The 23,306-nt window shown below is 53.3% G+C and carries 15 protein-coding genes, 1 tRNA gene, 2 pseudogenes and 1 other annotated feature; of the genes and pseudogenes, 14 read left to right on the forward strand and 4 right to left on the reverse strand.

Features of this window, described 5'->3' with window-relative positions; translation table 11 throughout:
* The 5 genes from RJ38_RS15915 to RJ38_RS15935 all read left to right on the forward strand — a co-directional run bounded on the left by RJ38_RS15915 (nucleotide 1) and on the right by RJ38_RS15935 (nucleotide 5,515).
* Nucleotides 1-1,413 (forward strand): alanine/glycine:cation symporter family protein, encoded by a 1,413-nt coding sequence (locus tag RJ38_RS15915; protein ID WP_039019858.1) that lies wholly within the window; start codon nucleotides 1-3, stop codon nucleotides 1,411-1,413.
* Nucleotides 1,414-1,483: 70 nt separating this feature from the next.
* Nucleotides 1,484-1,897 carry a universal stress protein gene (locus RJ38_RS15920; RefSeq protein WP_039019859.1) on the forward strand — a complete coding sequence of 138 codons (414 nt, stop codon included), beginning with the start codon at nucleotides 1,484-1,486 and terminating at the stop codon, nucleotides 1,895-1,897.
* A 74-nt stretch (nucleotides 1,898-1,971) separates the two neighbouring features.
* Nucleotides 1,972-3,069, forward strand: a complete 1,098-nt coding sequence (locus RJ38_RS19560; protein WP_052245483.1) for a helix-turn-helix domain-containing protein — start codon at nucleotides 1,972-1,974, stop codon at nucleotides 3,067-3,069.
* Complete coding sequence (locus tag RJ38_RS15930; RefSeq protein WP_039019860.1) at nucleotides 3,062-4,756, forward strand: tetratricopeptide repeat protein; 1,695 nt, start codon at nucleotides 3,062-3,064, stop codon at nucleotides 4,754-4,756. The genes RJ38_RS19560 and RJ38_RS15930 overlap by 8 nt, the downstream gene beginning before the upstream one ends.
* Nucleotides 4,757-4,768: 12 nt before the next feature.
* Nucleotides 4,769-5,515, forward strand: a complete 747-nt coding sequence (locus tag RJ38_RS15935; RefSeq protein ID WP_039019861.1) for a phosphate/phosphite/phosphonate ABC transporter substrate-binding protein — start codon at nucleotides 4,769-4,771, stop codon at nucleotides 5,513-5,515.
* A gap of 9 nt (nucleotides 5,516-5,524) precedes the next feature.
* Here RJ38_RS15935 and RJ38_RS15940 read toward each other — a convergent pair whose 3' ends face one another.
* Together RJ38_RS15940 and RJ38_RS15945 are read right to left on the reverse strand one after the other, a co-directional pair.
* The gene (locus RJ38_RS15940) at nucleotides 5,525-6,583 is read right to left on the reverse strand and encodes a ParB/RepB/Spo0J family partition protein (RefSeq protein WP_039019862.1); all 1,059 of its coding nucleotides are present in this window, start codon (nucleotides 6,581-6,583) and stop codon (nucleotides 5,525-5,527) included.
* The gene (locus tag RJ38_RS15945) at nucleotides 6,583-7,959 is read right to left on the reverse strand and encodes an AAA family ATPase (RefSeq protein WP_039019863.1); all 1,377 of its coding nucleotides are present in this window, start codon (nucleotides 7,957-7,959) and stop codon (nucleotides 6,583-6,585) included. The genes RJ38_RS15940 and RJ38_RS15945 overlap by 1 nt, the downstream gene beginning before the upstream one ends.
* A gap of 598 nt (nucleotides 7,960-8,557) precedes the next feature.
* Here RJ38_RS15945 and RJ38_RS15950 point away from each other — a divergent pair.
* From RJ38_RS15950 to RJ38_RS15975, 7 genes and pseudogenes are all read left to right on the forward strand, one after another.
* The gene (locus RJ38_RS15950; protein WP_039019882.1) at nucleotides 8,558-9,847 is read left to right on the forward strand and encodes a replication initiation protein; all 1,290 of its coding nucleotides are present in this window, start codon (nucleotides 8,558-8,560) and stop codon (nucleotides 9,845-9,847) included.
* Between the two features lie 217 nt (nucleotides 9,848-10,064).
* Nucleotides 10,065-11,576, forward strand: a complete 1,512-nt coding sequence (locus RJ38_RS15955; protein WP_082005795.1) for a DUF7507 domain-containing protein — start codon at nucleotides 10,065-10,067, stop codon at nucleotides 11,574-11,576.
* Nucleotides 11,573-15,739, forward strand: a complete 4,167-nt coding sequence (locus RJ38_RS15960; RefSeq protein ID WP_420319424.1) for a DUF7507 domain-containing protein — start codon at nucleotides 11,573-11,575, stop codon at nucleotides 15,737-15,739. The genes RJ38_RS15955 and RJ38_RS15960 overlap by 4 nt, the downstream gene beginning before the upstream one ends.
* A gap of 4 nt (nucleotides 15,740-15,743) precedes the next feature.
* Nucleotides 15,744-19,229 carry a porin family protein gene (locus tag RJ38_RS15965; protein ID WP_156121902.1) on the forward strand — a complete coding sequence of 1,162 codons (3,486 nt, stop codon included), beginning with the start codon at nucleotides 15,744-15,746 and terminating at the stop codon, nucleotides 19,227-19,229.
* A gap of 372 nt (nucleotides 19,230-19,601) precedes the next feature.
* A complete protein-coding gene (locus RJ38_RS18300) occupies nucleotides 19,602-20,642 on the forward strand; it encodes an FAD synthase family protein (RefSeq protein ID WP_052245485.1) in 1,041 nt (346 codons plus the stop codon).
* A gap of 166 nt (nucleotides 20,643-20,808) precedes the next feature.
* Nucleotides 20,809-21,083, forward strand: a pseudogene (locus RJ38_RS18665) (integrase core domain-containing protein); the annotation flags it as partial.
* Between the two features lie 228 nt (nucleotides 21,084-21,311).
* A tRNA-Gln gene (locus RJ38_RS15975) sits at nucleotides 21,312-21,386 on the forward strand.
* Between the two features lie 155 nt (nucleotides 21,387-21,541).
* On the opposite strand, the gene RJ38_RS19565 is transcribed toward RJ38_RS15975, so the two are convergent.
* Complete coding sequence (locus RJ38_RS19565; RefSeq protein ID WP_474995140.1) at nucleotides 21,542-21,685, reverse strand: HNH endonuclease; 144 nt, start codon at nucleotides 21,683-21,685, stop codon at nucleotides 21,542-21,544.
* Here RJ38_RS19565 and RJ38_RS19345 point away from each other — a divergent pair.
* Nucleotides 21,659-21,889: a hypothetical protein gene (locus tag RJ38_RS19345; RefSeq protein ID WP_238321738.1), complete on the forward strand. Its 231-nt coding sequence runs from the start codon at nucleotides 21,659-21,661 to the stop codon at nucleotides 21,887-21,889. The two genes, RJ38_RS19565 and RJ38_RS19345, sit on opposite strands and share 27 nt — an antisense overlap.
* 188 nt (nucleotides 21,890-22,077) lie before the next feature.
* Nucleotides 22,078-22,386: an HNH endonuclease gene (locus RJ38_RS19540; RefSeq protein WP_420319426.1), complete on the forward strand. Its 309-nt coding sequence runs from the start codon at nucleotides 22,078-22,080 to the stop codon at nucleotides 22,384-22,386.
* On the opposite strand, the pseudogene RJ38_RS15990 reads toward RJ38_RS19540, so the two are convergent.
* Nucleotides 22,347-23,306 (reverse strand): annotated as a pseudogene (locus RJ38_RS15990) (IS3 family transposase); the annotation flags it as partial. The gene RJ38_RS19540 and the pseudogene RJ38_RS15990 overlap by 40 nt on opposite strands.
* Nucleotides 23,175-23,291: a sequence feature (AL1L pseudoknot), on the reverse strand. Its footprint overlaps the pseudogene before it by 117 nt.

The following is a 23,306-nucleotide window of genomic DNA, read 5'->3' on the forward strand; positions in this document are numbered from 1 at the left end:
ATGGAAGCGTTATCAAATTTCGTAGGTACCATTAACGGTATCGTATGGGGGGCACCAATGCTCCTCGTTATCTTGGGGGTAGGTTTTTTCCTACAGGTTGGCCTGAAATTCATGCCAATCCTGAAACTTGGCACTGGCTTCAAGCTGTTGTTCGCGGGTCGTAAAGACACCGGCGAAGGCCAAATCAGCCCTTTCAACGCCCTGATGACATCACTGTCAGCGACCATCGGTACAGGCAACATCGCCGGTGTGGCGACGGCGCTTTTCCTCGGCGGGCCTGGTGCTTTGTTCTGGATGTGGATGACAGCCCTTGTGGGTATGGCAACCAAATATGCAGAAGCTGTTCTTGCGGTGAAATACCGTGAAAAAGACGAGCTGGGCAACTTTGTTGGTGGTCCAATGTATTACATCAAAAACGGTCTGGGTGCGCAATGGCACTGGCTGGGTTTTGCATTCGCTCTGTTTGGTGCGATTGCGGCTTTCGGCATCGGCAACGGTGTACAAGCAAACGGTGTTGCACAGGTTCTCGACAACAGCTTCTCTATTGATCCAAAAGTCACAGGCATCATCCTGATGGTTCTGACCGCTGGTGTTATCCTTGGTGGTATCACACGTATTGGTGCGGTTGCTGGTAAACTGGTTCCATTCATGGCCGTTGCTTATATCGCAGCTGGTCTGGTTGTTCTGCTTCTGAACATCGGTTCCATCGGTTCTGCCCTTGGTCAGGTCTTCACATATGCATTCACACCATGGGCTGCCAAAGGTGGCGCTGCTGGTGCTGCTGTTTGGATGGCTATTCGTTTCGGTGTTGCACGTGGTGTATTCTCTAACGAAGCTGGTCTGGGTTCCGCGCCTATCGCACACGCTGCTGCGTCCACTGCTGGTCCTGTAAACCAGGGTCTGATCGCGATGCTGGGTACGTTCATCGATACAATCATCGTATGTTCCATCACCGGTCTTGCAATCATCGCATCTGGCGCTTTGGACACATCCATCGCTGATTTCGTCGCAAACGGTCAAACTGAAGGCTATAGCGCGATTTCCGGTGCAGCTCTGACATCACTGGCGTTTGAATCCACTCTGCCAGGCGTCGGCGGCTACTTGATTGCTGTTGCTCTGTCCATCTTCGCCTTCACAACCATCCTGGGCTGGTCCTTCTATGGTGAGAAATGCGTAGGTTACTTCTTCGGTGCAAAAGCTCTGATGCCTTACCGTGTTCTGTGGATCATCGCGATCTACTTCGGTGCGACGGCTGATCTGGGCTTCGTATGGTTGCTGGCAGACACATTGAACGCAATGATGGCGATCCCGAACTTGATCGCTCTGGCATTGCTCAGCCCTGTTGTCTTCAAGCTGACCCGCGAGTTCTTCGCATCTAACGGTGCAACTGAGAACGGCAAAGCTGCTGAATAATCAACACATTGGGGGCGGGTCCGCCTGCCCCCTTTTTCTTATCTGAATTTCACATCCGAGGAGATGACAGATGGCGACTAAAATTCTACTTCCCATTGATCACACTGACGATCAATCCTGGAAGAAAGCCCTGCCAGTAGCCCTGGAACAGGCTAAATTCTACGGCGCAGAACTTGAGGTGGTTTCGGTCATCCCCGAGATCATCCTACTGCCGAACCTGCCCGCCAACTATGGCGCAGGTGCCAAAGATCACGTGACCGGTGTTTTGCGTCAGATCCTTGATGCAAACGGTGCCGAAGGCGTCGTGACCCATGTGGAAGAAGGCAGCGTTTACCGCGAGATCCTCAAGCTGGCCTATTCCGGCGGCTTCGACATGATCATGATGGCCTCTGCCAAGGGTGATTTCCCGAACTACGAAATCGGCCCGAACCTGGCACGCGTTGTGCGCAACGCGCATTGCTCAGTTCTGATCGTTCGCGCCTAAATTTATGTGTCGCCCGCGTTGGGCGGCACATCCCCTTATCCACACCGTAAACTGGTACCTGAAAGGAGCGTCACATGACCTATCTCGAACCCACTCGGAATGCTGATCTCCATTTAATCACCCCAGTTATACAACAAAACCACACCCAAGAGATCATCGTGATCTTGCCCGATGGCACCAGCCCTGCCGCCGCCCAAATGGTGGATGACTTATTCACTATGGCCAATGATCTGATCCCGGGGTCCCCCTATCAAGTGTCCTTTCGCCCGCTTTCTGCCCCCATCGACCGCGATCCGCGCAGATGGCGTCGGCGCAGCTATATTTTCATGGGTGACCTGCAAAGTCGTTGGGATGTAACAGATATTCAACGCAAACGTCTGCAACAGATCTTGCATCTGTCACCGCGCACCCTGCTGATCGGTGGCGCTGTGTTCCTTCCGGTCAGCTGCGGGTTTGGCAACCAACATAGCTTGGCCATCCACCCAAATTTCATGGCCGCTGCCACCGAAGAGAACCTGCACACCGCAACCCCAGGCACCCAAACCGCCAGATCCGGCACGATCGCCAGCGCCGTCAGCTCATTCGCGGCCCTTCCCCTGTTCCTTGAGATGATCCAGCACGATCAGGGCCACTTCATTTCAGATGCGGTGGCTCAATATCTTGGCATGGCCAAGAACCGCACCAACCCCTCCAAGGTCTTCTTGAACCTGCAACGCCTGTCCTGTGATGACCCGCTGATCGTCAACACATTGAACACCATGCAGTCGAACATCGAGACCCCGCTTAGAATCCGGGAACTTGCTGAAATCGCAGGTGTTTCCACCCGACAGCTGGAACGCCGCTTCCAAGAAAAAAACCAACGCAAGCCCCCTGCCCGCTTATCGGTCGCTGCGGTTGGAAAAAGCATTGCAGCTGCTGCAACACACCAGCATGTCACTGCCCGAAATCGCCATCGCCACCGGGTTTGGCACCCGCTGCAACCTGACCCGCTGGTTCACGCGTGCCTACAATTGCAGCCCCAAAGCCATGCGCGACGAGGTCTTTTCTGGCGCCTCCCCCCAAGGGTCCGCTTAAGCGCGCGGTCTTGGCCATCTCGCCAGACTTGCAATCAATGCGATATCCCTGCCATATGTACAGACATAATAATCACATGTCTGGGCCACCATGGATAGATTCAACCTCGGAAATCATGCAAAGCAGATTTCAACACAGTCAGAACAAGCGCAATATTGGTTCAACTACGGACTAAATTGGTGCTACGGATTTAACCATGAAGAAGGCGTAAAATGCTTCCTTAAGGCCCTAGAATACGACCCAACCTGCGTCATGGCCCATTGGGGCGTCGCCTATGGATCAGGCCCCTTTTACAACAACACCTGGCGTCAATTCAGCGTCCCAGAGGCCAACGCAACCACCCGTCTTTGCTGTGATCACATCGAAAACGCCCGCGCCTGTGCAGATCACGCATCCCCACTCGAAAACGCCCTGGTCGAAGCGCTTGCACAGCGCTTTCAACACCCCCATGCGGTGTCTGGCGATGAATATGATCGCTGGGACGATGCCTATGCCAGTGCCATGCGCCGGGTCTATCACGCTTATCCCAACGATCACGATGTCATGGCCCTCTGCGCCGAAGCCTTGATGACCCGCACCGCCTGGCAACTATGGGATGTCCAAACGGGCCTGCCCACAGCCAAGGCTGACACATTAGAAGCACTTGAAATAATTGAAAAATCAATTGCATTCCACGATGCCCAAGGTACCCCGCAGCACCCTGCGATTTTGCATCTGCACATTCACGTCACTGAAATGTCTGCAACCCCCGAACGCGCAATGCAATCCGCTGACCGCCTTGCCACGCTCTGCCCGGATGCCGGCCACATGAACCACATGCCGGGGCACACTTATGTGCTGTGTGGCGATTACGAAAAAGCCAAAATTGCCAGCGAAAAAGCCATTCGCGCCGACAATCTTTATGTGGATTATGCCGGGGCCTTCAATTTCTACACCACTGCACGCTGCCACGATCTGCATCTGATGATGTACACCTGCATGTTCCTTGGTCAATACCAGCCCGCGATCAAAGCCGCGCGTCAGATGTGTGAAACGCTTTCTGAGGACGTGTTGTCCGTTCCAGACCGCCCGCAATTGGCGATCACCATGGAAGGCTATTACGCAATGATGATGCACGTCCTGGTTCGCTTTGGCCGTTGGCAGGATATCATCGATACCCCCCTGCCCCCCAAGCCCGACCTGTATTGCGTCTCAACCGCGATGCATCACTATGCCAAAGGCGTGGCACAGGCCGCCCTTAAGAACTTCACCGAGGCCGATGCCGAGACGCAAAAATTCTACAAAGCATGTGCCCGCATCCCAAATGATCGCCGCTTTTTCAACAACTCTGCACATGACATTCTGGCCGTTGGTGAAAAGATGCTGGAAGGCGAACGAGAATACCACAGGGGCAACTATGAAACCGCCTTCGCCGCCCTGCGCGAAAGCGTCCACCGTGACGACAATCTGGCCTATACTGAACCCTGGGCATGGATGCACCCACCCCGCCACGCCTTGGCCGCCCTGCTTGCTGAACAAGGCCATTACACAGAGGCCGAGACCGTCTATCGCACCGACCTTGGGTTAAACGACACTTTGCAACGCTGCGCGCAGCATCCCGACAACATCTGGGCATTACATGGGCTTGTTGAATGCCTACGTCTGCGCGGTGACACAGATGAACTTCCCGCCCTTGAGGAAAAACTTGCACGCGCACAGGAAAAAACAGATGTAGATGTAACCTCGTCTTGCCTGTGCAGAACCCAAACCAACGCCCCCACCCAAGCCAGTTGTTGTGGCAGCTAAAAGGACACTCAAATGATCGCAAATCTGATGATGTATCAACGCCCACAGTTGGCCAAGGCCCATGACCGTTTTTGGGCGTTGATACGCGCGAACCTGAAAAACGCAGGTGTTGATGCCCCTGAAACCCTATCCCAAGATGCAGAAGAATTCTTTGTATGGAAGCACCCTGATTTGGTCTTAAGCCAAACCTGCGGCATGCCATTTCGCACCTGGCTGCATGATAAGGTTAACTTGGTTGGCACCCCGGATTACGGATTGGAAGGCTGTCCGCCCGGTTATTATCACAGTGCAATCGTCGTGCGCGCAGATGATCCCCGTCAGCACATATCCGAGTTTCGCGACGAAACCTTCGCCTATAACCAGACGTTTTCACAATCAGGCTATGCCGCCGCATATTGGCATCTAAAGCCCCATGGGTTTTGGTTCAAAAACACGTTGCACACGGAACAGCACCTAAAATCCGCGCACGCCGTGGCCGCGGGAGACGCGGGCATCGCGTCACTGGATGCCGTGTCCTGGCGTCTGATGCAGCAATATGAACCCTTCGCCAAAAACTTGCGTGTGCTCGCCCTGACAGAACCGACGCCAGGACTTCCGATGATCACATCAAAATCACAGAAACCAGATGTCATCTTCAACGCCGTCAATACTGCTTTGGAAATGCTGGAAGCCGGTGATCGGGCCCTCCTTGGGATCAACGCGATCACGCGCATTCCCAAGGAAGATTATCTTGCGATCCCTAATCCTGACGAAACCTGATCCAAGATCCTAGCGCAGAGCTTGGTCAATCAACTTCGAAATCTCGGCCGCCATATCTTCGGATATCTGGCGGCCTTTTAATTCAAACTTTGCGCCATCGGCGGATAAGGTCACTTGCAACGTGCCGCCAGCTTCCATCACGGATTGCGGCAGACGTTTGACCTCGGTTGGGCGACCGCCTTTGTTCACAGTTGGGTTCGCTGGCGTCGCAACCCCATCCAACCATGCCTCAATGCTGGCCCATTCAGATCTGCTGTCTGTTGGCGTCACATCCCCAAGCACCCGACGCAGGTCTTCGCCGTTGTTGTTGCGCAGCCCGCTGGCCAGCTTAAGGCCGTTCTTTTCAGACAGGTTGGCTGGAAATTTCAACAGATCGCCGAGCATCTCGTGAATCAAGGCAAAGCTGCGCACCTTGGATCGCTTGGCTTTGGACACGGAGGCAAATAGGGCGTCAACCGCGTCTGCAACGCTGTTAAACGCGCCTTGACCCACGGCCAATACAGATATTCTGCCGCGCTCATATGGTGTCAGATCCGCGCGAATTTCGTTTTCCTCAACCATGTTGATATAGGCGTCGGCACTGGCATACCCGGGGCGCACAAAAGCGGGGATCTTTTCGAAATAGATGTTTTCCTGCGCCAAGATTTTGAACGCCTGCAAGCGCCGAAACCCGGAAATCAGGCCATAGCCATCCGGGGTTTTGACGACTTCAATCGGCGTGCGCAGACCACTTGTGCGCAGCGAGGTTTCCAGTTCTTCCATCTCGGTGGGGTTCGCAACCATGCGATCCCGACGGATGTGGTCTTCGTCGATCTCGCCCAAGGCAATATGTTCTGCAACCAGACCCGCCGTTTGCGCCACGTGGTATTTCGCGGCCTCAGCTTCAGCCGCGATCAAGGCGGCCCGATCCGTAACCTGTTCCATTGCGGCCAAAGCGGCCGCTTCGCCTGCGACCTGGGCGATGGGGGGGATCATGGATTTCGTTTCCAACGGTTTCGCCGCGAAACCGTCTTCGATAGCATTCAAAGTGCTTGCGTCCGGCGCAATCAGGCGTCTGCGTTTGGCCATTATTCAGTCTCCATATTTGCATCGCGCCACCAGCTGCCGATCAAAAGTTCTTTGAACTCAGCATAAGTTTGGTCAAAGGCCTCGCGACCGCGCACATAGGTGTCACGGTTGAAATCCCGATAATCCGCCTCATAGATCCCATTCACCTGTTCGCCAGCTTGGCCAACCAAAGCCGTAAAATCTTGACGATAGGCATTCATGAAATCACCAAAATAGGCCTGAATGACATTTGCCATGTCGGTCTGTTGGCTGGCATCAAAGCGCGTTATAATCGCACGCACTACGTCCCATTCGAATTTAATTTCAGGTAAACCCGCCGCACGTTGCAGAGCGTTTTCACCATCTTCAATCGAAGCAAATGTGGTGTAGAGCATATCAAAGAAACGCCCCGTGGAATCGAATTCAAGGAACGACGCACCCAGTGGCACCAGCAAAATATCCGCCGCCGCCAGCGCGTTGATCGTCAGGTAGCCAAGGGCAGGGGGCGTGTCCAACAGGACAATGTCATATTCCTCAAGGATGCCTTCATCTTCCAAGAAATTGGTCAGCCCATCCCAAAGCGGCCAGGATTTTAGGCCCATACGCCAAACGGGAATTTGAAATTCTGCCCAATAGAGATTTAGCTGTGCCCCGATCAGGTCGATATTGGGCCAGTGGGTTTTCTGAATGACGTTTCGCGGCGAAACCTCAAGCGCTTCTTTCAAAGTTTCATCCAACGGAATTTCTGGCTGCGCACGCGCGCGCCGCAATTCGTTTTCGGCCGTCACAGCGCGGGCATAATCTTTCGCCAGCAATGGGAAGACGGTGGACCATTCGTCGGGCACAGTGCCACCCATGATCGAGGTCATCGAACCCTGACTGTCTAGATCAATCACCAGAACTTTATAGCCATCCAAAGCGGCCGACATCGCGAGATGCGCTGCGGTGGATGTTTTGCCAACGCCGCCTTTGAAATTCGCCACCGCTGCGACTTTGGCCGGCAACCCCTCGGGGCGATAGGGCATGTATTCTTTTGTACTGACACCTTCAGCGTCAAAGTGTTTGCGTAGAATAAGGATCTCTTCCAGCGTAAACCATTTTGAGCCACTTTCGCCTTCCCCTTGGGGCAGGTCTTCATTGGCTTTCAGAACACGACGCAGATGGGCGGGCGCAACGGGGATCAGATATTTTGTGATCTCCCAGATGGAAAATTTGCGCAAACGTTTTTCGCCGTCAGGGGCATATCCACGTTTTGCGAGATCCTCGCGGCCACGGGTGCAAAATGCTGCGGCTTTTGCGAATCGTTGTGTGTCGATAGGATCAGGAAGCTTGCGCGCCGATGCCTCTGGATCGAGTTTCTGGTACGGGGGCAGGGGGGGCTGATTTGATTTGCTCACTTACAGGACCTATCGCGATGTTATCGGTTTTCTCGAATATCACAGAGAATAGCGCACATTTGATGGTCTCGCCAGTCTTCTTAGTTGGGAAACTGCTGAATTGTCCATAAAGCAGTGCTTTCTTCATGTTCATTCGAATAATATTGAGAAAAACACAGACAAACTGTTTAGTATTATTTAGTTTATTTAAGATATTTGCGTGTGAAAAAGCGTTTTTTTTCAAGATGTTAGTGGCACTTCGGGACCCGAATTCAGGACGAAAGGTACCGGGTTACGGTTTCAATGGAACCTGTTTACGGGATGAAAGGGACCCAAGTTCGGGGAGATGGGTACCGATTCTCAGGATGGGCAAAACCCCCGTTTTAGGGTCTATTTTGGGGTAGTTTACACCGTTTTTGGGTAAAGGCATCAACCCAAAAGCGGAATATGTGATGGGATTTAGTGGTCACACCGGCCAAAGGAACCCACCTACGGTATGGCAATCTTTGGCAGGGTGGTCCGGGTTTCCTTCAAATTAGGGAACCCGGACAATACTTGAATGCGGGTACCTGATATGCGATGGTGTCACGAGCAGAAAAAACAACGACACTATATTGGCATGGCGAAACAACCGCTTGATTCTCAGAAGCTGACCGGTGCGCTGCGGCGCGAAACCGTTCGCAAAAATGTGGCAGCGATTCACATCTCGGGGAAGTTGTCTTTGCTGCAACGCAAGCTGTCCAATGTCTTGCTGCTGAACGCTTATGACACATTGACGACCGCGCCATCACACACGATCGACGCGCGGACTTTGGCGATGATGGTTGGATATAATTCCAATGACATGGACACGTTGCGGGCGTCTCTGCGCGCATTGGCGGAAACCGTTGCGGAATGGGATATGCTGGACCAAGAGGGACGTCAGGAATGGGGCGTGTCATCGCTGTTATCTTTCGCGCGACTGAAGGGCGGTGTGTGCGAATATTCTTACTCCTCGGCCTTGGCGGAAAAACTGCATGATCCGAAGATCTATGCGTTGATCAATGTGAATATTCAGCGGAATTTTTCATCGGGGCATGGGTTGGCCTTATATGAGAATTGTTACCGCTTTGTGCGCACAGGATCGACCGGTTGGTGGACTTTGGATGTGTTTCGCAAGCTGATGGGGATCGATGACAGCGCTTATTATCAAAGTTTCAAACATCTGAATGCGAAGATCATTAAGCCTGCGGTGAAAGAAGTGAACAACAGTTCTGACATCATTGTTGAACCTGAGTTTCGCAAGAAGGGCAGGGCGGTGACGGATATTCGCTTTGTGATCCGTGAAAATCCACAGCTGGCGATGTTTGAGATCGACGATGGTGATGGGCTACGCGGGGAACCTGTGTATCAAGAATTGCGACGCCAGGGGGTGTCAGATCGGTTGAGCCGCCAGTGGATCGCGGAACATGGCGCGGATTATGTTGGGAAAAAACTGGATTATGTAAAAGGGCAGGGGGATGTGAAATCTGTGCCTGGATATTTAAGTGCGGCCTTGCGTGATGACTATGCGCAGGGGGATGCGCCTGCGGCCCCGGCCGAGGTCAGCCCTGAGGTTCAGCAGAAGGTTGAAAAACGTGCCCAAGCGGCGCGGCAGAAAGGTTTGGATGAAGATGCACGCTTTGCCGAAAGCCAACGGCGCAAAGCCCGGTTTAAGTTGGTGGCGGAACTTGCAGCGGCGCGCACGCCAACGCAACGCGATGCCGATAAGCGGTTGTTTGTTAACCGACTGAAAGATCCGACCGACCGGCGCGAGTTCGAACGGCTTGGCTGGGAGTCTGCCTTGAACGGACGCGCGATTTTTGCATTTTGGCGCGAGCTGGCCCCGGAGGCGTTTGCTGAGATTGATCCAGCTGAAGACGATGCGTGACTGTTCTCTATCTCATTGACACTTCGGATCTATTGCCTGCCCCGTAAAGCCAAAGAAAACCAATTGAAGAGACGCGTCGACCGCGCGGTTGAGACTGTGATTGGGTGTGGCATGATTGTGACGCAAGGGTTAATTTGTTGAAAACAATCTTGTGGGGAATGCTTGAAATAAAATCCCCTCTCTTGGGATATAAATAGCTGAAGTGTGAGTTGCGGTAATGAGTAATCTGGTTAAGAGCGTACTGCTCTTTCTGGCGGCATGTATTGCAAATACAGCCTGGGCAACACCTTACACTGAAAATGTACCAGCACCAACATCACTTCCACTTCCGATGGAATACCCTGCCGCAGGCGGGGTTGTCATTGTTTTGACCGGTGCCAATGGCAATGTCTATTACCAGTTTAGCAACCCAACCGGTGCCTTTCGGGGCTTCAATTTTAACGGTGATCCGTCACAATTTGAAGGCAATCCTTTCACCGTGAATAACCCAATTGCCTTGGATTGTGGCTTTGCAAGCTGTGCGACATATTTTGGTGGGTCTCTGGCGCGTATCGATGTTCGTTTCTCCGCATATGATGGCGACACCCAGCCCGACGGTTTCGACAACAACGACATTAATCTGTTCATCAATGGTTTTGACGTTGGATCCTGGAGTGGCATCACGACCGAGATTACCAGCACGAATGGCAACAACAGCTTGGGTTTTGCGACGGGCTTTGGCAATAACACGTTCAACACGGCTTGGTTTAATTCCACCAACCCGGCATTGCTTGCGAATATTCTGTCAACGGGGCAGACGGTTTCGCAGGTGTTTGATGATGACCCGAACGATAACTTTTGGGATTTCCGACGCGGCAATACATTGGCCAATGGTGCGATTGAATCCATTGCGCCTGGGTATGAGTTGGAAAAGACAGTTGATGGCGGGGCGACAAGTTTCAGCAGTTTTGGCGAAGTTATCACCTATAACTATGTGATCTCGAACATTGGGTCGGTGTCGATTGCGAACATCGCTGTTGACGATGACAAAATTGGCGCGGTGGCTTGTACACCTTCAACGCTTGCACGCACACCATCCGGCGCTGCGTCGCCGAACCAAGCGGTCTGTTCTGCCGATTATACGGTTACCCAAGCGGATATTGATGCGCAGACTTTGACCAATATTGCCCAGGCCACGGGCGAGCCTGATTTCGGGGCGCTTGGCCCCTTGACCGATAGCGTTACTTTGACGGGCCCACCATTGAACCCGGTGATGACGCTTGAAAAAACGGCGTCCTCTGCGAGTTTCGCGGCGGCGGGTGAAGTGATTACCTATGACTTCACTGTGACCAATATGGGCAATACGACATTGTCGAATGTGGCGGTCACAGATCCCCGCATTCCATCCTTGTCGTGTTCAGCTGCCACGTTGCCCCCAGCCGTGGCGGGCACGAATGTGTTGAACTGTTCTGGTAACTATACGGTCACACAGGCGGATGTTGATAACTTCATCAATTCAGGTCAAACGCTGGACAATACAGCGACTGTAAATGCCAATGACCCCACCGGTGCGGCTGTTCCCGCGGTGACGGACACAGCGACATTAAGCGGACCGACAGCCACCCCAACCTTTACGATTACGAAAACACCGACGCCAACGACTTATACGGCGGCGGGTGATGTCATTTCTTATGATTTCTTGATCACAAACACCGGCAATGTACATGGCCGACCCCGCCCACAGCCTTGACCATCCCAGCCAGCCCTGAGATTTCGATGGTGAAAACCCTCGCGTCGGGTGGGCCGACCTATGATGCGGTTGATCAGGAATTGACGTTCAACTTTGCTGTCAAAAACGAAGGCAATATTACCCTAACCGATCCGATCATCATCACCGATGCGTTGATCACGGATGCCGGCGAAACGATCACCTGTGATCCAACACCTTTGGCCCCTGGTGCCACGCTGAATTGTGAAGGCGTATATGCTGTGACCCAGGCGGATATCGACGCGGGCAGCATCAGCAATTCGGCCACTGCAAAAAGCGACCAGGCCGCGGAAACAAGCCCAAGTGTGGTTGACGTTCTGGCGGTTCAGGACCCGGCTTTGGCAATGACCAAAGTCGCGGATAACATGGCGGCGATTGACTTTTTTGTTGGGGCCGTTGCGCGTTATACTTATACGGTTACCAACGCAGGCAATGTGACGATCACAGACCCTGTTATGATCACGGACAATAAGATCGACAGCGCGGATATTACCTGTCCGGTCTTCCCGCTAGCCGGGCTTGCGCCGACTGAGACCTATGTCTGTACTGCAGAATATATCGTCACCGTTGCGGATAACTCTTTGGCGGTTGTGACCAATAACGCGACGGTCAGCGATGGCAATGTTACGTCGCCTTCTGTCAGTGAAACCGTTCCAAACAGCGGCACGCCCGCTTTGGAAACGGTCAAAGCGTTGTTTGCTGTGAACGGGGATGACAGTATCACCACCTTTGACGCGGTGGGCGATGTTCTGACCTATGAATTCACGGTGACCAATGCGGGGACTGTGTCTTTCTCAAACGATATTGTTGTCATCGATCCAATGTTGCCCGCAAGTCCGATCACTTGCTTTGCCACGACTGCGGCCAACCCCGATGTGACAGCAGGCGAAACCGTCACCTGTCGCGGCGATTATACGGTCACCCAGGCTGATCTTGATGCGGGCGAAGTCTTTAATGAGGCCACCGGGCGCACCACATTTGGTGCAGGCCCAACCACGGTGGAGTCCCCTGTTGGATCAGCCACGACCCTTGCGGATACGGACCCGAAGTTGGAACTGGTGAAAACCGTGGCGACATTGCCCGTCACGGCGGTTGATCAGGTGCTGACTTACACATTGACCACCACGAACACAGGCAACCAAACCCTGAGCAATGTGAAGGCGACCGATCCATTGCTGCCGACGCTTGTCTGCGAAGTTGCCAGCCTGGCGCCCGGCGCGAAATTAGAGTGTTCTGATGATTACATCGTCACGCAGGACAACATCGATAGTGCAACTTTGGTGAACACGGCGGATGTGACCTCTACGAACCCTCAGGGGGGTGCGGTTGAGCATCAAACAGAGCTGACGACGAATATGCCAACACCTGCGCCAAGCTTTACGCTTGTGAAAGATGCGGATGTTGATCCGTTTGGGGCGGTTGGAACAGCGGTGCTTTACACGTTTACTGCGACCAACACCGGCACGGTGACTTTGTTTGACGTTACCATCACCGATGACATTGTGGATCCACCTTACAGCTGCATCATTGCACGTCTGGATGTGGGGACAAATGATGACAGTTGTACATTGTCGTATGAAGTCACCCAAAATGACATCGATGCAGGTGAAATCGTTAACGTGGCGTCGGGGTCTGCGAAGGATCCATTTGACACAGTGGTTGAGACGACCGGCGGCAAGACGATCGACGGGCCCGTTCATGCACCTGCGTTTGTGGCTGTTAAAACCGCAAGCTTTGACGGCACGACGGTCGGGTCAGAAATCACATATACATTGACCATCGAGAACAACGGGAATGTGTCGCTGACGCCGCCTGTGATTGTGGACACGACCACGCGCAAAACCGGTGCTGTTGTCAGCCTTGATGCGCCATTTGCGTATCAATCCGGGGATGACGACGATGATGATGAAGTCGATGTCAGCGAGACCTGGACATACACGGCGATCTATACGCTTGGGCAAGCGGATATCAACGCGGGTGGTCTGTCGAACACGGTTGTCGCAACTGCGCAATCACCGGATGGGACCCCTGCTTCGGATACCTCTGACGATGAGATCGTTACATATGAAATCAAAGCAACAAACATTGGCAATGTCACGCTGACGGTGCCAACGATCACGGATGTGATCAGCCGCTTGGATGACACGGCCGCAGTGGGTGATATGACGGGGCCAACCCTGACGTCCGGCAACGCCGCGGGCATTGATCCGGGCGAAAGCTGGGTCTGGTCTTTCACCTATAAGATCACGCAGGATGATGTGGACGCGGGTGGATTGCAAAACACGGCAACGGCTGGGGGCACGGCACCAAATGGCGACCTCGTATCGGATAAATCTGATAACGGGGACGACAGCGATGGCAACACCACGGATGACGCAACGCGGCTTGAAATCCCGCCCATGCCTGAGCTGACCACCATCAAAGAACTGGTATCGATCGGGACCGCAGCCGGGGAAGAGGTCAAATACCTCATCACCGTTACAAACAGCGGCAACACCACCATGAGCAACATCACGGTTGTCGACACGATGACCAACAATGATGGGACAGTTTTATCCGCCGTTGATGTGGCCGTTGCGACCGGAAACCCAAGCACGTTGCCGGTGGGCGAGGCGATAACCTATGACGTGACCTATGTGCTGACACAGGATGATATGGACAGTGGCGGGCTAAGCAATACGGCTACGGCTTCTGGTCTTGCGCCTCCGGGTGCGTCGCCTTCTGGTCCTGGGGCGCCGATCACGGATGTCTCGGACATCTCAAGCGGTGGGAATGGCAGCACGCCAACGCCTGCGGCCATTACGCAGATTGATTCACTGGTCGCAACAAAGATCGCGAACACGCCAACACGGGTCGCGCCGAAGCAATTTGAAGTGACTTTCACCATGACGTTGGAAAACGCGGGGAACGTGACACAAAAGGAACTGGTCCTAGAAGATGACCTTGCCGCCTTTATCGCGCCTGCGACATTGGTTGAGGTTTCAGCCCCTGTGGCCACGGGTTTCAGCACCGGATCAGCGAACAGCGCATATGACGGGACCAGCGATATTCTGTTGACCTCGGCGGATACGGTTCTGGCACCAGGTGACATGGGCACGGTCGAGTTGACCATCGTCTATGATGTGACTGCGGGTCAGCCTGCGAACCAGAACGTCTTTGCTGCGAAATCTGCACGTATTGCTGCGCCAACCACGGCATTGGCCCCGGTCATCGCCATTGGTGACCCTGACATTCTGGCAATTAAGACTGTGACGCCGGATCGCGCAACTGTTGGTCAGACCGTTACTTATACAATGACGTTCACCAATAACCTGGTCTCGCGCGAAGCAAATCTGACCTTTGTGGATGCCTTGCCTGTTGGCCTGATCTACACACCTGATACCGCGACCTATAATGGTGCCGACACGCCACAACCTGACGTCGAAGGGCGCACTTTGCTGTGGCGTGATGTCAGCCTTGATCCAACGGAAACTGTCACGTTGACCGTGCAGGCCCGTGTTGTCGATGGTGGTTTGGGTGACATTATCAACGAAGCCTATGTATTGGATTCATCCGGTGCGCGCGTGTCCAATATCGCCACGGCCACCCTGCGTTTGCCAGTTGAAGCAGTGTTTGATTGTGCGGATATCATTGGGAAGGTTTTTGACGACAAAAACATGAACGGATATCAGGATGGGGTCTTCGGCCCTGATGGTGTGGCCCAATCCACCAGCGAACCAGGTTTGGCCAATGTGCGTCTGTCAACGGTCACAGGCACTCTTATCACCACGGATGAATTTGGCCGTTTCAACGTCCCATGCGCCGAACTTCCTGGCGATATCGGCACCAATTTTACCCTGAAGCTTGATACGCGGTCTTTGCCGAGCGGCTATCAACTGACAACAGAAAACCCGCGCGTTATTCGTGTGACCGCAGGGACAATGGCGCGGATGAACTTTGGCGCAACAATTGCCACATTGGTTGATATCGACCTGACAGGCGCGGCGTTCACCCAGGGATCACCCGAGATCACGCCCGCTTTGATCGCAGGTGTCGATCAATTGATTTCCGCCTTGCAAGAAGATCCATCCGTGACGCGTGGCGTAAAACCGGAACAGGTCGACTGCCCATTGAGCGCAGCATGTACCGGTTGCAGTAGAGAGTAGAGTGATGATGATGAAGACCCAAAAATCCGCACTTGTCGCCCTGCTGGGTGCGACGGCGCTTGTTCTTCCTGCACAGATCGCTCTGTCGGATGGGGACAGCCCGCCCCTTGTTGTTGAGGTCGATGCCGAGACCCCACCTCGGGCAAATAGGGGACCAAGCAACCCTGCTGCTGCGGCCCCGCAAGGGTTTGTCATTTCTATCAATGGCAATGCCATTGCGGGTGATGTTGGTGTGCGTGAGGAAATTCGCAGAACCGATGTGCAATTGGCCCAGGCCGATGTGCAGGTGGTCTATGATGGGTTGGGCGGTACCCCACGCCTTGATCTGCAATTGCTTGGTGGGCCGCGCATGTATGGGGCCGGGGATAGCGTGACGGTTCAGTCGGAACTGAATTATCCTGCATATGTCGAGCGCGGTGAAATTCGTGTTGTTGATCTTGGGGCGCGCGGTGGAACACGGGTGATTGGCATTGTTCCGATTGGCCTTAACGGGCAAGCCACAATTGCCGTGCCGGATGGTGAAAATATCGCTTTGATCCACCGGGTGTACGACGAACATGGGCGTTTTGATGCAACCGCGCCGATCCCCGTCAGTCGCGCAGACAGGCGTGCTGAAACCGATGGGGTTGAGGAAGGCACGGATCAAACTGCACTGCGTCGTATCCCGGTTCACGGTGGGGCTGTGACCGTATCAGGCAGTGGCGTGCCAACGGGTGCCAGCGTCTCCGCATTGGGTGAAAACATTCGCCCTGATACATCAGGTGGTTTTGTTCTGCAGCGTATTTTGCCCGCAGGTGATTACCCGGTGAATGTGCAGGTCAACGGAGCAGGCCAGAATGTGGATCTGACCCGTGATGTGAATATCCCTAAATCGGAATGGTTCTATGTCGCCGTGGCTGATCTGACGTTTGGGCGCCGCAAAGATGGCATTTCCGGTGAAACGGACACCTATCAGGAAGGGCGTTTGTCGGCTTATCTGGATGGCCGCCTGGAAAATGGGGTAGAGATCACCGCAAGCATCGATACGGACAATGGCGATTTGAAGGACATCTTTAGTCGTCTGCAAGATAAAGACCCTCGGCAATTGTCCCTGCGCGTGGATCCAAGCGAGCTTTACCCGACCTATGGTGACGACAGCACGTCAGTTGACAACACGCCGACCTCTGGGCGGGTCTATCTGCGCATCGAACGCGAAGGCAATTTCGTGCAGTTTGGCGATTTTGACGCTGATCTTGATGGCAACACTTTGGTAAGCAACAGCCGCGCCCTATATGGTTTGCAAGGGGCTTACGCGACGCCGGAAACCACCGGTGACGGCGAAGCCCGCGCCCGTTTCACCGCCTATGGGGCCCAGCCCGATCAACTGGCGCAGCGCGATGTGTTTTTGGGCACCGGGGGTTCTGTCTATTTTCTGGAACGTCAGGATATTCTAAGCGGCACGGCCAAAGTCTTTGCCCAAATCCGTGATGCCGACACCGGGCGCATTATCAATACCGTTCAACTGAAAGCCGGTGTTGATTACACGATCAACCATATTCAGGGCATCGTGACGCTGACGCGCCCCTTAAGCCGTTCCGTTGACAGTGGTTTGATCATCAACAACAGCGACCCCGAACTGGTTCTGGTGGCGCAATATGAATACACGCCGACATTAACTGACATTGACGGGTTCGCCTTTGGTGGGCGGGGCGAGGTCTGGGTTTCAGATCAGCTGCGTCTTGGGGCCAATGCAATGGTCGACGAAAGCGGATCCGTGGATCACACGGCAATCGGCGTTGATGCGCTGTGGCGTTTGAATGACGACACTTATGTATCCGCAGAACTTGCCCGCACGGATGGCACAGGGTTCACCAGCACCTTCTCAAATGACGGTGGTTTGATCGTGAATTCAGACGCGCTGGCAACGGGATCTGGCAATGCGATCAAATTGAACGGGCGCGTTGGCCTGGCGGACCTTGGCTATGACATGGATGGGTCCATCGGGGCCTATTTTGAACATCGCACGGAAGGCTTTTCCAATCTCAATCATCAGGTTCTTGCGACAACCGGGGATGAGACCCTTTGGGGAGTCTATGCAGATATCGCGCCCAATGATGATGTGAAATATTCATTCTATGCAGACAGTTATGAAAATGATGCAGGCAAGATTGATCGCACCATCGGGGCGGAAACGCGCTTTACCCTGAACGAACATGTAAAGCTTGGGTTTGGTGTTGAGCATGTAGATCTGAACACGGCATCGGACAAAGGCCGGCGCACAGATATTGCGGCGCGCGTTGATTACGCACTTGCGGAACATGTCGATATTTACGCCTTTGGCCAACATTCGGTTGCCGTAAGTGGTTTGAAACGGGCTGATCGTTACGGTGTTGGCACGGTCTATCGTTTGGGCGACAATTGGACCGTGTCAGGTGAGATTTCGGATGGGTCCGAAGGTGCTGGTGGACGTCTTATTGGCGAATACGATGATGGCGCAGGCAACACGACCTATCTGGGTTACGAACTGGAAGCTGGCCGCAAACTTGACGGCAATACGCTTGTTGGGCGGGATCGTGGGCGTTTCATTATGGGCGGCAAGCGCGAGATCTCAGATGATGTCGATATCTTCTTTGAGAACGCCTATGACGCCTTCGGACGCTACCAATCTAACGCCTCAGCATTTGGGCTGACCTACACGCCAAGCGACATGTGGTCATCGACGATTGCGTTTGAGTTGGGCACGATCGACGACAAGGCGGGTAATGATTTTGAACGCACTGCAGTGTCTTTCGGTCTGCGACGCGAAACAGAGGACCTTTCCCTGTCAGGTCGGGTCGAGTATCGGCGCGATGAAGGTCTGCGGTCTGGTAAAACTCTTGATACGGAAACCTTTGTTCTGGCGGCGAATGCCAAGTATACGATCAGCCCAGACGCGCGTTTGATCTTTGCTTTCAACGCAACCGATACCCGGACAAATGACAATGTTGCCCTTGATGGGGAATTTGCCGAAGTGTCACTTGGTTATGCCTATCGCCCGACGGGGAACGACCGCCTTAACGTGTTGGCGCGCTATCGGTATTTATACGATATGTATGGGCAGCAGGTTGATAACACTGACAAAAACGGCCCCCGCCAGCGCAGTCACGTCTTTAGCATTGATGCCAGTTATGATCTGGATGAAAGATGGACAGTGGGCGGCAAGTTTGGATATCGGTCCTCGAATACATCGGCGAATGCAACGTCACCCTTCGAGAAAAATGACGCGATGCTGACGGCCGTGAGCATGCGCTATCATTTGGTCCACAATTGGGACATGCTGTTTGAAGTTCGCAACTTCAAAACCATCCAGGCCGGAACCTCCGAAACCGCAGCGCTTGCCGCCGCCTATAGGCATTTTGGGTCCAACGTGAAGGTAGGGCTTGGGTATAATTTCGGAAACTTCTCGGATGATTTGACCGATTTAGTCTATGACGACAAAGGTGTGTTCCTGAACCTTGTTGCAAAGTTCTAACGCGTCACGGGTGTCATGTGAACGACATGGATCCTTTGAGGGCCGCTCATCGAAATGCTGGACGAAGCATGGCAAAGGTGACGTGATGCCACAAAAGAAACCCGCGCCCGCCTGAAGAAGATGTGCCATTAATCCAACACATTACTGAACGAACGAATGTGCCACGGATTACTTACGTCCCATTTTGTGGTAAACCTAGAGCCGTTGATGTTAAAACAAGCGACAGTGTGATGAACGGGGCGTGGGACAATAGCCTGAGGCTGCCGTTCATTAAAAGAAAGTAATCCCGATAGCCGGGAGGGCGTCATTTGTGCCTTTACAGAGTGCTACTGCAATGCATACGCGACTGCGTAACGCTTAAGGATCAACCAAATGATCGCCATGGACCAAATCAAAGCTGAGCAGGCATTTTCTGCGCTTGTGGATTGCTTGAATGTTAGATTTCGGCACAAGTTCTTTGTGGTCGATGGAACCTTGCTTGGCATGATGCGCGAAGGGTATTTTATCAAGGGTGACAATGATATTGATTTCGCCATGTGGATTGAAGATTACGATCCCCAAATCGTTGATGACCTTAAGCAAGCCGGTTTTTCCAATCTTCAACCCTTCGGAACACCTGAGGATGGCCTTCAGTTTCAGTTAGACTATGCCGGGGTGCAGGTCGATATTCGGTTTTGTTATCGCAGGGGCGGTAAAATCCATTCCACGTCATATCGGCATGGAAAAAAACTGCTGAGTGCCAGCCCCGAATTTCAGGTCGAAGAACGTCTTTTCCTTGGAAAAAAGGTGATGATACCTTCCCCTGCGGAAGACTTTCTTGAATATGCTTACGGGCCCAAGTGGCGACAACCCGTTAAACGGTGGAAATGGCAATATAATAGCAGAGGCTTGAAGCCGGAAGGCAGCATGTGGTGGCGTTTTTCGTACCGGATACGCCGTGCGATCTGGCTGTTGAGGACTTGGAACAATCACCAGGAACTGGTGGCTCCGTTAGAACGGCGTGTGTATGCTGACGGCGTGTTTGACCTTTTGCACGTAAATCATGTCAAAATACTACAAGAAGCAGCGTCTTTTGGAACGCGATTGATCGTTGGGGTGATGTCTGATGCGCTGACGGAAAGCTATAAGCGCACACCGGTGATTGGTGAAGACGAGCGGTTGGAAATGGTCAAGAATATTAAATGCGTGGACGAAGCGTTTATTGTGCGCGATCCGCTGGAGGCTGCAACATTAGAAAAAATCATAACGCAGCGAGGCATTGAAGCCGTTGTGTATGCTGGAAACGCTACCCCTGAGTTTTATCATTTTGCTGACAGTCAGGGTATTATGCGTCGCATTCCGTACCATTCAGGAACCAGCACCAGTGATATTATAGAGCGTGTTAGTGGCCGGGCAGACGTTGAATCAACCTGACGATAGAAGGGGCCGAATAGACGCTGAGGTTGTGCAGTGGTGCATGACACCGTATCCGGCGATTAAACTAAAATGGATACTTAGCTGAACCGGCCAATCCCATTAGAATGGAAAATTACTTTAGGATTATTTTGAATGCGTGTCTTGTTAACTGGTGGCACTGGCTACATTGAGGTGCCGTGCAGCGGGAAAACCAACGGACAACGCGTTCATTGAAGCATTTAGAAAGTTCCGCCAAAAAGTTCTGAACGCTCACTGGTTTTTGAGCGGTGTTGATGCGGTTGAAAAATTGGATACTTGGCCCCTCTCGGAAGATTGCTCGGCAACCGCCGGCCGGGCAATGGTAGATACTACAACGAAGAACGGCCACACAGCGCAATCGGGAATAAATCACCGATCATGCTCATAAAATCAGATGGTGATACCAGCCCACCAATCTGATCAAAGCCGGAAATATCTAGACCTAGATGGTCCAAGGTTGGGGGCAAGTGCAGGGTTGCGAAGAACATTGACTTCTTTTGGACCCAATTTCGGGGGTGAGTTAGTGGCACAGCTGGTTGTCTCATTGTTTCATTTCAAGAGGTCTCTAGCACAGGACAAAAAATCTTCTTTCTTTCCAATTTTGCTCTTGAACTAACTGTCAGACCAAAGTATCCCAGCGCTCACAGTTGGGGTGTAGCCAAGTGGTAAGGCAACGCTTTTTGGTAGCGTGTACCGTAGGTTCGAATCCTACCACCCCAGCCATAGAATTCTCTTAGATATCGTCAGATAGAACAGGCCGCCCTCGGGTGGGTTGCCGTGATTTCTGCCCCATAAACTGCCCCAGGTGCCCCCGAAGATTACTCTCCGGGGGTGCTGAGGGTTTCGGTGAAACGAGTCGGGGAAGACTGACGCTCGGGTCAGAGCAGGTCGAAGTCCACGCCGTTGGCCGCGAACTCCCAGTCATCCCTCTTGTTGTCCGCCTGCGTCCCGAACTCCAAATGCTCGGGGTTGAAGCACTGCCTGTTGTGGCTGCGATGTCTGACGACCGTGTCGTGCCCCACGGCGATCCCCTCGAGAAGGCCAAGTGGGGTGGAAATACCTTTGCCAGAGTGGTTTGGGTCGAGCCTGAATACTCTGTCGGCAAAGGTAAGGTCCTTGGTCCCGATGGTTATCAGCAAAACCTGGCAGAGCACCTGGAGACGCCCTGTCCGCTGAATGGCGCAATTGCGGCAACCGCATCTGCTGCTGTGGGAGACCTGTACTGATGCTGGACCGTGAACCATTCATCTACGAGGAAGAAATCGAGGCCTGGCTTCGGGAGATCATAGAAAACCACCACGAGGAGGCCCGTTCGCGGGTCTCCACACTCCTCGAAACCGCGACCCGAACCGACACCAACTGCCTCACCCGTGACACCACAGGACCAGCCAAGGTACGTTTCCGTGGCAGGCAGATGGAGGGCTACAGGTTTGTTCTCTGTGTTCTCGAGGGGATCGCCGTGGGGCACGACACGGTCGTCAGACATCGCTGCCACAACAGGCAGTGCTTCAACCCCGAGCATTTGGAGTTCGGGACGCAGGCGGACAACAAGAGGGATAAACCCGGTCTGGTTCAAAAGGACGGGTGTGCCCGAACACTTCACGGCGTCGATCGTGGGCCACAAGTCTGCCCGGTCCGAGAACAAGCTGAACCAGACCGGGTTTATCGGAGACAGTTGAGTTCCTATTCTGCGGCGAGAGTAACAGTGTTCAGGCTGTCATAGAAGTTCCTTTCTGCATGTGCTGGAGCAATGTATCCGATGGGTCCAAAGCGGCGTTCGTGATTGAACCAATGGACCCAATCGAGCGTGGCAAATTCGACGTCTTTTTTGCCTTGCCAAGGGCCCTCATGTTCAATGACCTCAGCCTTGTAGAGGCCATTAATTGTCTCGGCCATCGCATTGTCATAGCTGTCACCAACGCTGCCGACTGAGGGATCAATTTTGGCTTCCTCAAGCCGTTAAGTGTATTTGATCGACAAATATTGAACGCCCCTGTCACTGTGATGAATAAGTATTTTGGGGTCCGGTTGACGCGCAGCCAGCGCCTGGTTCAAAGCATCAAGCACCATCTGGGCATTGGGAGAAGAAGAGACTTTCCAGCCAACAATGTAGCGCGCAAAGACATCAATGATAAACGCCACATACACAAAGCCGACTGCGGTCCTGACGTAGGTAAAGTCTGCAACCCACAAGATGTTCGGGGCCGGTGCTTTGAATTCTCGGTTCACTTTGTCTTCAGGGCATGGCAAGGCAGGGTTGCTTTTCGTCGTAGTCACCTTTCCGCGTGTAATTCCCTGTATCCCCATGCTTTTCATAAGGCGAACAACCGTGCAACGGGCGACGACAAACCCATCGTCGAGCAAGTCATGCCAGATCTTAACCGCCCCATAGCGCTTCCCGCTATTCTCCCAGAAATGGGTGATCCTAGTCATTATGATGGCATCACGCTTTGCTCGATCCGATGCCTTCTTGGGATAACGATCAATCGACTTGCGGTGGTAATAGGTGGAAGGCGCGATCGGCAAAACATTGCAAATCACCTCGACGCCAAGATGATCACGGTGGTCATCTATAAACATGATCATCTCTTCCGTAGGCGGTCGAGGTCCGCCGCCGCGAAAAAAGCTGACGCCTTACGAAGG

The organism is Halocynthiibacter namhaensis, assembly GCF_000812685.1.
Taxonomy (GTDB): domain Bacteria; phylum Pseudomonadota; class Alphaproteobacteria; order Rhodobacterales; family Rhodobacteraceae; genus Halocynthiibacter; species Halocynthiibacter namhaensis.